Annotated in this window: 10 protein-coding genes and 1 riboswitch; of the genes, 2 read left to right on the forward strand and 8 right to left on the reverse strand. The window is 53.7% G+C overall.

Annotation, left to right across the window (positions count from 1 at the left end; genetic code table 11):
• Positions 1-141: 141 nt before the first annotated feature.
• Both MHH78_RS31360 and MHH78_RS31365 read right to left on the reverse strand, forming a co-directional pair.
• Positions 142-825: a hypothetical protein gene (locus MHH78_RS31360; RefSeq protein WP_341169994.1), complete on the reverse strand. Its 684-nt coding sequence runs from the start codon at positions 823-825 to the stop codon at positions 142-144.
• Between the two features lie 187 nt (positions 826-1,012).
• Positions 1,013-1,699, reverse strand: a complete 687-nt coding sequence (locus MHH78_RS31365) for a M50 family metallopeptidase (protein ID WP_076081013.1) — start codon at positions 1,697-1,699, stop codon at positions 1,013-1,015.
• Between the two features lie 208 nt (positions 1,700-1,907).
• Here MHH78_RS31365 and MHH78_RS31370 point away from each other — a divergent pair, with 208 nt between their 5' ends.
• Both MHH78_RS31370 and MHH78_RS31375 read left to right on the forward strand, forming a co-directional pair.
• Positions 1,908-2,399, forward strand: a complete 492-nt coding sequence (locus tag MHH78_RS31370; protein ID WP_143803785.1) for a hypothetical protein — start codon at positions 1,908-1,910, stop codon at positions 2,397-2,399.
• A 12-nt stretch (positions 2,400-2,411) separates the two neighbouring features.
• Positions 2,412-3,116: an AIM24 family protein gene (locus MHH78_RS31375; RefSeq protein ID WP_036723116.1), complete on the forward strand. Its 705-nt coding sequence runs from the start codon at positions 2,412-2,414 to the stop codon at positions 3,114-3,116.
• 155 nt (positions 3,117-3,271) lie between these two features.
• On the opposite strand, the gene MHH78_RS31380 is transcribed toward MHH78_RS31375, so the two are convergent.
• The 6 genes from MHH78_RS31380 to MHH78_RS31405 form a co-directional block, all read right to left on the reverse strand.
• On the reverse strand, positions 3,272-3,727 hold the full coding sequence (locus MHH78_RS31380; protein ID WP_076078998.1) for a Dps family protein: 456 nt from the start codon (positions 3,725-3,727) through the stop codon (positions 3,272-3,274).
• Positions 3,728-3,974: 247 nt separating this feature from the next.
• Positions 3,975-5,453, reverse strand: coding sequence for a potassium/proton antiporter (locus tag MHH78_RS31385; RefSeq protein ID WP_341169995.1), 1,479 nt, complete (start codon positions 5,451-5,453; stop codon positions 3,975-3,977).
• A 130-nt stretch (positions 5,454-5,583) separates the two neighbouring features.
• Entirely contained in the window at positions 5,584-8,268 is a 2,685-nt protein-coding gene (locus MHH78_RS31390; RefSeq protein ID WP_445668076.1) for a discoidin domain-containing protein, read from the reverse strand.
• A 72-nt stretch (positions 8,269-8,340) separates the two neighbouring features.
• Positions 8,341-9,861, reverse strand: a complete 1,521-nt coding sequence (locus tag MHH78_RS31395; RefSeq protein ID WP_341169996.1) for a glycosyl hydrolase — start codon at positions 9,859-9,861, stop codon at positions 8,341-8,343.
• A gap of 195 nt (positions 9,862-10,056) precedes the next feature.
• Positions 10,057-12,414 carry a PA14 domain-containing protein gene (locus tag MHH78_RS31400; RefSeq protein WP_341169997.1) on the reverse strand — a complete coding sequence of 786 codons (2,358 nt, stop codon included), beginning with the start codon at positions 12,412-12,414 and terminating at the stop codon, positions 10,057-10,059.
• 14 nt (positions 12,415-12,428) lie between these two features.
• Positions 12,429-12,509, reverse strand: a riboswitch (cyclic di-GMP riboswitch).
• Positions 12,510-12,646: 137 nt separating this feature from the next.
• Positions 12,647-14,020, reverse strand: a complete 1,374-nt coding sequence (locus MHH78_RS31405) for a sugar phosphate nucleotidyltransferase (protein ID WP_341169998.1) — start codon at positions 14,018-14,020, stop codon at positions 12,647-12,649.
• Between the last annotated feature and the right edge of the window lie 384 nt (positions 14,021-14,404).

Here is a 14,404-nt window from a genome sequence, read left to right on the forward strand (position 1 = left end):
TAAGAAAATATAATAGAACTATTTTACTATGTTACCACATTTAGATATTACGCATTTCTTTATCTGCTCCGCCGAGTGTGATTCTATATTTGAGCCCTATGTATGGGTAATTCCTATTCTATCTACGCAGCTTCCCAGCAATTATCTCATTCCTATCCTGCTGAGCGGCAGATGCTCTGCCTCCAGTCTTTTATACAGCGCTTCCGCTTCTCTGAGCAGCTGCATATCCCCGGAGCGGGCAGCCATCAGGAGTAGATGATCGGCCTGCCTGCGAAGAATATCTGCGGGTACCTCAGGCTTGTTCTTCATCCGGGCCTCCTGGTCTTCCGCGATTAGCACCTCTGTCTGCAGCAGCGCCAGATGCTTCTCCACATGGAAGCAGGAGTTGGCCCCCAGCAGGCCGGTATGATGGGAATATTCGATTCCCAGCTTCTTGAGCGGCAGCTCGCGGATACGTTCCACCGTAGGCTGCTTGTATTGCCATTGCAGCCAGAGGGCTTCATGTATGCCTGCAGGCATACCAGCCATCATGAATTCCAGGGCGATGTACCTGCGCTGCCCGGAATGGATTTTGCCAAGCTTCAGGAGCAGTGACCTCCCCTCTCCTTCTTCTGCACTACAGCCGTAACATCCTGTTACCTTGACATGACTTTCGAGCCAGACACGCAGCTCAATATCCCGGGCTACCACCTTGCGGCTCTTCTTGCGGGAATCCTCCCCTTGTAGCGCTCCCTTCCACTCCACGAGCAGCACTATTTTCTTGGCACCGCCTGCCAAAATACGCTCCTGGCTCCATGTAAACAACGTCTGAATACTTGCTTGCATATTTCCACCTCTTTCTTAATTTGGGTCTTCTATTAATGTACCAATATTGGCGGACAACTCCTTGTCATGGAATGTATGTTCGGTCCTATAATATCGACAAAAAAAGAGCCAACCTACCCCAAAAGGTGATTGCCTCTTTATGAAAGTCTATTCTTTTGTCAAAATATGACGAACAAAGTTTTACGCATTACATCAATCGGACCCGTCTGCCCGCCTTCTCATGCCGGAAGAACAGCCCAAGGGCCCAGGTTGCACACAGCAATGCCAAGAGGAAGAACAGGAGTGACCACACAGGGGCCGGTAAAATGGTCAATCTAGCCAGATTCGCTGCATCCCCTGCCCGGGAAGGTGTCACGACGGAAGCATAGACCAGGAATAAGGTCCCCATCACGGACTCCTCCAGGGTCAGGAACGCAAGAAACAGATAGTACACCTTGCTGACCTTCGGCCAGAGGAACAGCATCGCAGCATTCAGCAGAATGAAGCCGCTTAGCCAGATCATCCCGAAGCCGCCCCGTACATACAGCACAAGCATAATCAGCGCGACCAGGCTGGTCAGAACAAGCCCCCATTCCCGCTTATCTCTACTATAGAAATAGAAGAGCAGCAACGCGAACAGTGAAGCCAGAGGATAACCCGCCAGCGACACCAGGATCGCCTTGCCTCCGGCAGCAATCGCCGAATAGGTCACACCGCTGTGATCAGAATACAGCTCAATGCGCAGCACATTGCCGGAGAGCAGCAGAGTCATCAGCGCGTGGCCGAATTCATGGAACATGGTATCCAGATTACGGAATAAGGAGGAGAACGGAATAAACCGGGTCAACAGGGCGGAGCCCGCCAGGAACAACAGTGTTTTGAGCCATCTATTCATTGAATACAGCCCCTTTCCGTTCACAGTATACGTTAATTTGCAGCGACACTCAATATTATGGAAACCATCCCTGCCTTAACACTGTATTACCTCTTGGTTCTCTCCATAGACACAAAGGGTAATTATGCCTACAGCCGCCCGGGTTGTTCAAACAGCAAGCAGCTATGATAAAATAGGAGGACAATTAGCTCTAACAGGTGGTGATCAGTTGATGAAAAGACGGGTAACAGGAGTGATGCTGAGGCTGCTGGGTTCTTCCCTGCTTATGCTTGGCCTTACTCTCACTTGGCCTGCCCCCGAGGCCAAGGCCAATTATCTGAATGATATATACAATGGAATACAGAGCTTCTCGGAGCTTCCCGGAGAAGTCACCAAGCTGCAGGAGAGTTACCAGAAGACTGCAGAAGAGCTTCAGCAGACGAAGGAGGATCTCGGTGAAGCCAAGGAGCAGCTGACGGACAGCCTGCAGCAAATGCAGACGTATCAGTCCCAGAATGCTGCCCTGCAGGAGCAGAACCGCCAGCTCAGCCAGGTCGTGGACGAACTGAAAAATGACCGCACGGCGAGAGAGAACTACTTCAACCGGATCAAGGTGACGGTCATCTCCGGGATTGCTCTTCTGCTGGGCTACTTCCTCCTGATCCGGGTGCTGCGCTTCACGATGCGGTACCGCTCCAGAAGAAGCGACCGGCTGCGTTAAGGAGGATGAAGAATGAACATTGACATTCAGGATGAAGGCGACAGCGGCAGCGGACAGGCGGTTGCTTTTACCGTTCAGGAGAACGAGGAGGTCCATGTGCTGCATCCGCAGCAGATTATTGCTTACCAGGGCCCTTCGGCGGGACGGGCCGACCGGTTCATGGATGTGAAGGGCATGTACCGCAAGCGCAAGCTGATCCGGGCGGATCTGACCGGCCCTTGCCGGTTCACAGCCGCGCTGCCGCCCGGCTACCGGGTCAAGACCATCCAGCTCGACAGCAAAAGCGATCTGCTCTACGACTTCAGGCATCTCTTCTTCTACAGCAAGGGTGTCACGATGCAGACGAGAGTGCTGAGCATGAAGAATATGCTGATTACCCGGGATATCGTCAAGGTCAAATTCTCCGGCCGCGGCAGCATCGGCATTCTCACGGAGGGCACGGTCTGCGAAGCCGAGCTGCATCCCTTCGATCCGCTCTATGTCGATGCCGGCAGTATTATCGCTTATCCCGAGAATGCCAAGCTTGAGCTGACGGTGTACGGCAACCACCTCGCCAGCCAGCATATGAGCTATCACTGGAAGATGACCGGCCATGGGCCTGTGCTGTTCCAGGCCGGACGCCAGAGCAGACGCTTCGAGCGCGACAATAATGAAGACGGTATTATCAAACGCTTCCTGCGGGAAGCCCTGCCCTTCGGCGGTGTATTTATTAAGTAAGTGGAAACGGCATTGCCGTCCTTTTAAAGGACGGTACCGTTTCAGCGAGAAATAGAAGGATAAGTTATTGTGTGCAGCATATAAATTCTTATATTTTAAGCAAAGAGCGCCCGCATGTATAACGCGGGCGCTCTTTTATATGTCCGATGCCGGAGTTACGCCAGATAAGCGTTCAGCATCCAGGCTGTCTTCTCTACACTTGTCCGGATTCCGATCAGCAGATCGGCGGTAGGCTGGTCGCTGACCTCCTCTGCGCTAGTAATGCCCTGCTTCAGCTCTTCAGCTACGGCAGCGAAGTCTTGAACCAGCTGTGCCACCATTTCCTTGGCGCTCTCACCGCCGGCAGCTTCCTTCAGGCTGGAGAGCTTCAGGTACTCTGCCATCGTAGAAGCAGGACGTCCGCCGATGGCGAGCAGCCGCTCAGCCAGCTCATCCACATAACCCGCAGCTTCATTGTACAGCTCTTCGAATTTCTCATGCAGGGTGAAGAATTGGGTTCCGCTGACATACCAGTGGTAGTGATGCAGCTTCACTCCCAGCAACGTCCAGTTCGCGGTCTGACGGTTCAGAACAGCATGCAGTGCAGTGTGGCTGTTAACTTGTGTACTCATTTAAATAACCTCCCGGAATGTGTATTCTACAATATATTGTATTTAGACTCGTTCTAAATCTATATACAATTTAACACACTTTTTACTGTATTGCAATCTAATGTCCCGCATCCTTGATGTACTGCACATTCTAGCACTCCTCCGGGAGGCTATCCTATAATTTGAATCACATCTCTGCAAAAGCACATGGATTGACATAAATCACCCGAACCGGAAGAGAAGCTTACATCCTCCCGTAGGATGTCCCTTATACCGTAGGGATATCCGTCTCTGCCGCCCGTCCCAGTCCACTGCGGAAGATGGCACGCATCTCCTCCCGTTTGCTCTTGGGGCTAAGCACATATACCGTATCTCCGGGCTCAATCACCGTGCTGCCATGCGGCGTCACGATGGTCTTGTTCCGTATAATGGCCGTGAACAGAATATCGTCCGGCAGGCCGATCTCTGCAATCTGCATGCCGGATATCGCCATCTGCCGGTCGATTCCGATATGATTGAATTCGGAATCGGTCTTCCCTAGCGCAACAAGCTCCATCAAGGATGGCTGGGACGCATGCTCCCGGCCCACCAGCCTCAGCCGCGAGGCCAGGGGTGAAATGGTTGTTCCCTGAATTACTGCCGAGGTCAGGACAACGAAGAATACGACATTGAAGAACAGCCTGCCATGCGGCAGCCCCGCGAGCAGCGGGTAGGTCGCCAGGACAATCGGGACGGCTCCCCGGAGCCCGGCCCAGGAGATCAGTGTCTTTTCACGGAAGGAGAACCGGGACAATAGCAGGCTGAGGAATACGCCGAGCGGCCTTGCCAGGGCCATCAGGATGACGGACAGCAGCAGCCCCTGCCAAGCCACAGCCGCCAGCTCCTGCGGGAAGACCAGCATTCCGAGCAGAATGAACATGGCAATCTGCATCATCCAGGCAAAGCCATGACTGAAATTCATAATGGTGCGGTGGTACACCAGCTCGGAATTCCCCAGCACCAGCCCCATGACATAGACGGCAAGCAGTCCGCTGCTGTGCACCATAGCCGAGACTCCGTAAGTCAGAACTGCGAAGCCTACCGCCATGACTGGATACAGCCCGGTGGAGTCCAGATTGATCCGGTTAATCAGATACACTGCCAGCTTGCCGATGATGATCCCGACCAGCAGCCCTACCCCCATCTCCCAGAAGAACGACAGCATCAGGCTCCAGACTGCGGTATCCGGGTGCTGCACCCATTCAATCAGCGACACGGTAAGGAATACAGCCATCGGATCATTGCTGCCGGATTCGGCTTCAAGCGTCGAGGTCAGCCGTTTGTCGATATTTTTGCCGCCCAGCACGGAGAATACAGCCGCCGCATCTGTGGAGCCGACAATGGCCCCGAACAGGAAGCTCTCCGCCCAGGGCACCCCGAGTATAAATTTGGCAAAAACACCAACGATCACCGCAGTCAGCAGCACTCCGAGTGTAGCCAGCGACAACGCCGGCTTCAGAATCGGGCGAATATCCTTCATGCTCGTCTGCATCCCGCCCTCAAACAGAATCACCACCAGGGCAAAAATGCCGGCAATCTGCGTGAGCGAAGCATTGTTGAAATAAATAAAATGGCTGAGGACCATGCCGGCTGCAATAAACAGGACCAGGGCAGGCATGCCAAAACGGGTGGAGAATTTGGTGGAGAGCACGGCGATCAGCAGCAAAGCCGCCAGCAGCAGGATGATTTGATCTGCAAGATGAGTCATGAACCGGTTCACACCTTTCCCGGGAGCGGGTATTCGCCTTAGCCCCATGTATTTTATAGTATGTGTATGATTCGTTAGATAGAAAAAAACCCCGGTGGGCTGAATTCCACGGAGGTTATTATGCCGTCCTTCATTCTCTTGAATACACCTGCAGCTCCTGAATGGACCAGTAGTTGCCGCCGGAGCCTGTCTGGGTAATCTTGATATGCCGGGTCTTGACCGGAGCAAACGTAATCTTGGTCTTCTCCAGCTGGCCTTTGCCCGCTGCGACCTGTCTCCAGCTCTTGGCATCCTCCGATACGTGGACAGTGTAGCCGCGCGGATAATCATATGGCGATAAAGGGTAATCCATATCTATAGCTTCTACCGTATGTTCTGCGCCCAGATCAATCTGGAAGTACTCCCCCGAAGCCTGATGCTTGACCGTATCCCAGCGGGTCCGCCGGTCTCCGTCAATGGCACCTGCCGGATTGGAAGCCTCCTTACTCACACTGGACGTCACCTTCCAGCCTGCCCGGTCCAGCGGGACAAGTCCGGTTGCTGTAATCTGTGTCTTCTCTGACATCACACCAGAGCCGGACACTCTTACAGCATAAGTATAAAGTGTGCCTTCCTTCAGCTTGCTGTCGTTGTACTCCGTTCCCTTCACTGCTGTAGCGATGACCTTCAGCTTCTCGTCCGGGCCGTCCGCCCGGAGCACTTCATAGCTTGCTCCGGGGGCTTCCAGCCAGTTCAGATGCATCGATAATCCCTTGACAGCAGTCGCCTTCAGGCCCTGAGGCGCCGTATCCGCCACCTCGGAGGAAGGCTCCAGAATGTACTGCACGCCTTCTCCCGGAGCCAGCGTCTCCGTGAATTCCAGCTCCGGCGAAGCGGCTCTGCCGGTTACATAACTGCGGGCCTCCGCATAAGTATCGCCCTTGCCGAACCGTTCTCCTTCGTACACCGTTTTCTTCGGCATAGTGATCTTAACCTTAACGGTCTGCTCGGTCTCCTCGAAATTGACGAAGTTCACCAGCACCTTGTTGGATGTCGCCTTGCTGCCCGCCAGCGGCTCAAGCGTGGAGGTGTCCACTGCTCTTACGTAGACCAGCTTATCCTTCAGCTCCTCCTTATTGCTGATCTGGTAGGTCAGCGGAGCGCCGTGTGTAGCATAAGCCAGATCCAGCCTGCGCATGATACTGACGCGGGATTCTTCGCCTTCCTTGGTGTAGTAGATCTCTGTAGCCGCCGGATCATGATCCTCCAGATTGAAGCCGTATTTGAACAGGCTGAAATTTTTGAAAAAGGCGGCATGCTGCACGAACATCTCGGCATAGCCGATATGTGCCCGCATAATCCGGTCGAACACCGCTGAAGTCCGCTCCTTGGCCCCATATTGATACGCGTCCACATGGGAGTCCGAGGTGCCGAACTCGGTGGCGAGCATTTTTTTGCTAAGGCCGTCTAGCGAGCCCCCGAAGGTCTTCAGGTTCTCCGTGAAGCTCCCGCCCTGTCCGAAAATATAGGAATCCCCATAAGAATGGCCATTCGTCAGATCCGTTACCGCTTCAAGCTCATCGCGCTGCTTCGGATCGCGTTCCCAGCCGTCGGGGTCTCCGCACTGCTTCACCGGCCCCTTCTGATTGCCGCACGAGTCTTCGCTGTAGCCCGGCCAGTAGGCCCATCCGGGTGCAACCGTCTGCAGATGCGGTGCGATCGTCTTACCCTTGCTGTTCAGCCACCCGGCTATGGCCAGATTGACCGCTTTGGAACGGTTGAACAGGCCCGGTTCGTTATCCACCTCGTAATACTGGAAGTACGGGCTGTACTTCTGGAAATAATCCGTCAGCTTCTTCTCCGCATCCTCTGGCAGCGTTCCGTCCGCCTTCAGCTTGATATCGCCTGTGTACAGATAGAGCGCTACGGCCTGCATATTGTAATCCTTCAGGACCTTGTAGTACTCCTCCATATTCTCACACGAGCGGCCTACATCGCTGGCACAGCTGGTCCGCATGATATTGCCGCTATAGGCTACACCCAGCCACTTCATAATATAGGGCAGATGCGTAACCGCCCCCTCGTCAAAATAAAACTGCTTGTTATTCACCACCGTCCCCGTCAGCGTATAGCTGCCGTGAATCGGCTCCTTAATCGGAGACTTCAGCGCCTCCAGGCTGAGATTATCCCATGTCCACCAGTTGTACTTATCCTCAGCCTCTGAGGAATAGATTCCTCTGGCCGTCCGCAGCGTCAGCTCGTTGGTGCCGCTGATGAGCTGCTCTTTGGGAATGTACAGCTCATAGGTTTTGCGGAAGTCGTATTTGCTGCCTGTTCCGGCAATCCCGGCGATCTGAATGATGCCTGAGAGCTGACGGTTGGAGAACACGCTCATCTGGGGAACGGATTTGTAAGCATCGATAATGCTCACGCGAAATAAGACCCCGTGCTCCGGGATCTTATCCAGCTCATACTGAATCCGCAGCTCCGGGTTGGTCTCCCCGTGCAGGCCGGAGGGCAGTGACTTCAGCTCTGCCGACTTAGCAGTAGTTGAAGCTATGCTGAGCGTCTTCTTCACCCCGTTTGAACCTGCCGCCTTGAACTCACCGGCAGAGCCGTCATGCTTGCCAAGCTTCCATAGAACAGTTCCTTCCGGCATCTCAGGACCGGCATCCTTGGCCGCCGACAATGAAGACAGATCCACATCATCTTCACCGTCCTTCGTCCCGTAATCTCCGAAGACAGAGACGGACAACAGAATCAAGATGATCAGTGCTGCAAATTTTAGTAGCCTGTGGAGATATTTACTGGGTTTCTTTTGAACTCTAGTCCTCATTCCCTTGTCCTCGCTTTCTTCCGGAATTCTATGCTGTACCGGTTACGTCACACTTCTTCTGCGGGGGCTTCCTTAAGGAAGCGTCAGCGCACTCTGGGGAATAATCATCTGCTTCTGGCTCTGGCTCCTCCACATCAGACTGACGCTGGCATCCCCGCGGTTCTCGTAATACTCCACCTTGATGGCGTAGGGGGTACCCGCAGAGAGCGTGATGCTGCCCTCCTTGCTCGCACTGCTCTGGTTCTTCCAGCTGTCGATCAGGAGCTTGCCGCCGATCCATACGCGGATGCCGTCATCCGAAGAAGCGGTGAACGTATACTTTTCACTGTAGAGAGGCTTAAGGGTCCCGGTCCAGCGTACCGAGAATGCATCCTTGGGAAGGCCGGGAGCCGGTGAATTGCCATGCCAGTTGAATTGAAGGGTGCTGTCGTTACGGGTAAGCAGCGGTGTACCGGACAGGTCCATATTGCCATAATACTGGCCTCTCAGGCCGTTCCTTGAGCTTACAGCCACCGCATGCGTTTTGGCACCCCCCGCGAGCTTGTAATCCTCCCGCGATACCGTGTATTTATGGTTCATGAAGCTTTGAATTTTCACGGTCGGGTTATTCTCAACCAGCATCTTGCCCCATGTCATCGTATATACCCATTTGCTTTGTTTTTGAGACATGATGACAGGGTCTGGAAGCTCTCCGCTCTCCCCGATTCCGATCGGTTTGCCGCCCGCCAGCTTCAGGAGGCTGTCATAATAAGACTGCTTGAAATCATTGTCATAAATGTCGGCAGCCAGAATATCCACCTTGGCGATGCCGGGAAAATAGGCGGCATACGGCTCAGACGACTTGTTGGGGGCATTCGGATTCCACACCCACAGCAGATTGTTCAGCTTATGCGTATTCACCATGCGGTCATAGACCAGGTCCCAGAGCTTCACAAAGTCATCCTTCTGCCCCCACCAGAACCAGCCGCCGTTCATCTCATGATAGGGCCGCCATAACACGGGAACTCCGGCATCCCGCAGCTCACCCAGATACTTGGCCACTTCATCCAGCTCGGCAATCAGAGCCTTATACTGCGGCGTTCCGGGAGTGACGTACTGCTTGAATTGATTCTGGCTAAGCGGCTTCTGCACATTGGTCCATACTGGCGCAGTTCCCGGCAGATTCTGATGAAAGGTCATGGCGACAATACCGCCGCCCTCATGCCAACGGATGGCGCTGTCCACGACAGCCTGACGCTGCTTGGCAATGGTCTCCTTGGACTGGTTGCCTATGGCTCCCAGCTCATAGCCATGCAGAACGGCATAGCGGCCGGTTGTGGTGCGGAGCTTATTATTAAATTCATCGGGGCTCTCCAGGTAATCATGCTGGCCGGATATCATCCCCTTGCCGCTGAGATTACTGAGATAGCTTAACAGTGCGGAAGCCTCCTTGGAGGCCGAAGGATTAATGGGCTGTATGGGAGCGGGGGCGGCAGGTGCTGTAACCTTGGCAGCTGCGGGCAGACTGCGCCCTTCCCCCCATGGAAGCAATGAAAGGATAAGGATTAGAGGAAAAATAGTTGTATATAGCCTGTACTTACGGTAAGTGTTCAATGTAATCTCCTTTCTTCAGCCACACTCTCCGGCAGGGCCCCGGAGGTTACACCTGCCGGATTGTCTGCCTTTCTATAGCTTAGTAGCCCTGCTGGTAAGCAGGGCCATTAAGAGTGGCTTACAGGATTTATAATTGTAACGTCTTAACCAGTAACAGCGCCAATGTTGAACACAGCTGCGGACCTTATGAGCTTACTAAGCGGACGGGAGGAACAACGCGCTTGCCGGAATGGTTCCTTTGGCCTGGCTTGGACTCTGCCACATCAGCCGCGCTTTTGCATCCCCTTGATTCTCATAATACTCTACCTGAATATCATACAGCTCGCCTGCGGTCAGGCTGATGCTGCCCATGCGTTCGGTGCCGCTCTGCTTCACCCAGCTGTCAATCACAAGCTCACCGTTCACCCGTACGCGGATACCGTCATCGGAAGTGGTGTAGATCTGATAAGTCTCCGTGTAGAGTGGCTTCATCTTTCCGCTCCAGCGGACAGAGAAGAAGTCTATGCCGATAGCGGCATCCGGCGTGCCTTGGCGCCAGTTGAAATCAAGCACAGCATCGGTACGCACTACAGCGGGTTCGCCTGATAGCGTTATGTTATTGAAGTATTCCGCGTACAGTCCATTGGCAGCAGGAACTTCTACCGGCGGATCCGCCGGTGTTGCTGTAGGAGAAGGAACGGGAACAGGAACCGCTGTCGGCGTAGGCACCGGTGTTGGCGTTGGTGTCGGTGCTGGCGTCAGTGTTGGTGCTGGTGTTGGCATTGGTGTCGTTACTGGTGCCGGCGTTGCTGTCGCTGCTGGTACCGTTGTCGGTACTGCTGTTGCAGCCGGAGCAGGTATGGATGTGTTGCCTGCTCTGGAGAAAAGCGCACTTGCAGGTACGGTTCCCTTCACCTGGCTGGGGCTCTGCCACATCAGATGAACATTCGCATCGCCTGCATTCTCGTAATACTCTACCTTGATATCGTACAGTTGCCCGGCAGTCAAGGCTATACTTCCTGTGCGGGCAGTTCCGCTCTGCTTGACCCAGCTGTCAATGACTGCTGTGCCGTTCACCCACAGGCGGATACCATCATCCGATGTAGTATAAAACTGATAGGTCTCGCTGTATGCGGGCTTAATCTGGCCGGTCCAGCGGATCGAGAAGTAATCCGCGCCGAGTGCGGTATTAGGAGTACTCTGACGCCAATTGAAGCTTATGACATCATCGGTACGCACCATAACCGGTGTCCCCGAGAGCGTCATGTTCTTGAAGTATTCACCAAGCAAGCCATTCTGGGCAGGCTTACTCTCCGTATCACCGGAGGTTGGGACCGGCTTCGGAATCGGCGCAACGGTTGGTGTTGCCGTTGGTGTTGCCGTTGGTGTCGGTGTTGCAGTCTGCGTTGGTGTTACAGTCGGCGTTGGTGTTGCAGTCGGCGTTGCGGTAGGCGTTGCGGTAGGCGTTGCGGTAGGCGTTGCGGTAGGCGTTGGCGTTGCCGTTGGCTTAGGAGCCGCCGCCGGAGCAGACCAGGCCTTATATTGGTCACGGGTCAGTGTGTAGCTGTCATTCATAAAATTCTTGATCGTAGCCGTGCTGTTATTCTCATAGAGCATCTTTCCCCAGTTCATCATGAACACGTAATTCTGCTGGGTCAGCTTCAGCTTCGAGATGTTCGGCATTTCGCCGTTCTCGCCGATGCCGATCGGTTTGCCGCCAGCCAGGCTGGTCAGATCATCATGATATTTATTGGAGTAGTCGTTATTATATATATCTGCTGCCAGCACATCCACTCTGTCCGCGCCCGGATAGGTCCGTGCATAGGGATCAGAGTTGGCATTCGGCGCATTCGGGTTCCATACCCAAATCAGATTATTTAACTGATGAACGTTCACGAACCGGTCATACATAATATTCCATAGTGCAGTGAAGTTGTCTTTCTTGCCCCACCAGAACCAGCCGCCGTTCATTTCATGGTACGGTCTCCAGAGGATCGGAACCTTAGCATCCCGCAGGCTTTTCAGAGAGACAGCTACTTTATCCAGATCGGTGATCAGCGCATTATACTCTGGTGTCCCTGGAGTTACGTACTTGTTGAATTGTGCCTGAGTGATTGGCTTCTGCACATTGGACCATTCGTACTTGGTGCCCGGCAGGTTCTGGTGGAAGGTCATGGCGACAATGCCGCCCGCTCTGGACCAGTTCGTCGCACTCCAGACGATATTTTTGCGTTGTGCAGCGACTCCGCTCTCACTCTGTCCACCGATTGCTCCAAGCTCATAACCATGCAGCGCGGCGTATTGTCCGCTTGTTCCCTTCAGCTTGTTGCTCAGCTCATCCGGACTCTCGAAATAGTCATGCTGCCCTGTAATAATTCCATTTCCCGAGATATCATACAGATTGTTCAGCAGCTTGACCGCCTCGGCTGAGGCATTAGGGTTCACGGGCGCTCCTGTAGAGGAAGCAGCCTTGACAGTGGACGGGGCGATTCCCAGTCCCACGGGTACAGCAGACAATACCACGGCCAGCGACAGCACAGCGCAGAGCAAACGAGACTTACGGTAAGTTTTCACAATATTCTCTTCCTTTCGGTAGCCAGGCTGCCACTCTTGCGAAGGCCCTATAGCTTTGCGTCCCTATCTTTCGATTAGGTTTGCCATTGTCGTTTTGGAAGGATCAATCCCTCTTACCGTAAGTATCGTCGATATGCAAATTTAATGTAGAGTAAAAACAAAATTTGTCTGAAAAATAGTTCTAAATGCCTGATTTAAAATTGTAACAATTGGTTAAATAGATAAGTTAGACCTAAGAAATAAACTGATGTAGAGCGATATCCTCCCAGTCCAGAGTAATACGGATATTGTCTTCCTCTACCAGCTCAGACCCCGTCTGCACCTCAATGAACTCCACATCGGTAAGAGCAAGAATGGCATGCTTGGTTCCTTCCGGTATCCTTACCACATCTCCCGCCTTCACCGTATGCATCTTCTCATTGATGACAATGCTGGCTTCCCCGCTGACGAAGGTCCAGATTTCACTGCGTTTGTGATGCAGCTGATAGCTGATATTTTTACCCTCGCCTATGAAAATCCGCTTGGTCAGCACCTCGTTGCCTTCGTCATATTTCACATAATCGATCACCTTGTAGTGTCCCCAGCGGCGCTCTTCGTACATCGGTCTTTGTTCAAAAGTCTTCAGCACTTCCTTGATCCGCGGACTCTCGGCCTTGTGCGTCACCAGAATGCCGTCCGGGCTGGCGGCGATAATCAGATCCTTCGCCCCGATTACCGTGATTGGAATATCCAGCTCGTTAATGAGGCAGGTGCCTTCGGAGTCAGCAGTGATGAAGCCTTTGCCGACATGGTTACTGGTCATTTCCTCGGTCAGCGTATTCCAGGTGCCCAGGTCTTTCCAGAATCCGGCGTAAGGCTGCACGACGATGTTCTCTTCTTTCTCCACCACTTCGTAATCGAAGCTAATCGAGGACAGCAGCTTATACTGCTTCTGCAGCTCCTCGTAATTGAGCGGCAGCCCTTTGCGCTGCAGGATATCCAGCAGGTAACCCAGACGGAAGGCGAACACTCCGCAGTTCCAGAGCGCCCCCTTGCCGATCAGCTCCTCGGCCTGCACACGGTCCGGTTTCTCCTGGAAGTGGCTCACTTGCAGGTAACCATTCGCTCCCGCATCTGCGCCCGTTGGAATAATGTAGCCGTATTTCTCCGAAGCATGCTCGGGAACTACGCCCATCAGCGCCAGGTTCGCCCCGCTCACCAGCATGGTGTTCTCCAGCTGCAGCACCGTTTCGAAAAAGGAGGATTCCACGTATGGGTCCACCGGCAGAATCGCCACGGTCTCGCTTGGGGACACCCCCGCGATGGAATACAGGTAGGCCGCCGTCAGCGCAATAGCCGGGAAGGTATCCCGCCGTTCCGGCTCCACAATGATCGGCACCTCGCTGCCGAGCTGGCTCTGGATCATCTCCACCTGGCTGCGCCCGGTCGCCAGATACGAGGACCCGGCCATGCCGTTCTCCTCCAGCTGTCTCCATACCCGTTGTACCATTGATTCCGGTTCACCTGCCGGGCTTGCCAGTACCTTCAGAAATTGCTTGGAGCGTGAATCATTGGACAACGGCCAGAGCCGCTTGCCGGAGCCGCCTGATAGAAGTACTAGTTTCATAGTGAACCCTCCATATCGTATTGTTATTGGGTATTTCTTGTTGCGTCTGTGTGGTAAAAACCTGCCTGTTATGAGGGTCGCTGCAAGGAATTTTGGGCTTACGGCCGCTGTTGTATTTGGATTTCTTGATTAAAACCGCTTCTCGCGGTAGAAATCCAAATACAAAGGCGGACGCTAACGCTCCTACAGCTCCAAAATTCCTCTCCGCTCCATTTCATAACAGGCTGTGCTTTTACATCCGCTTCGCCCGCAGGCGAAGCTCCCGGCTAAAGATCCGATCTTGCCGCTTGTTGTAGCGGCAAGGGGGCCGGGCTGCCGCGCTATGCTTGTGGCAGCAGCAGTTGAAACCCTGGTTGCCGCCAGCCTGCCTTCACGACAGTTGAA

The sequence above is a fragment of the Paenibacillus sp. FSL H3-0333 genome (assembly GCF_038002805.1).
In the GTDB taxonomy this organism is placed as follows: Bacteria; Bacillota; Bacilli; order Paenibacillales; family Paenibacillaceae; genus Paenibacillus_AQ; species Paenibacillus_AQ silagei.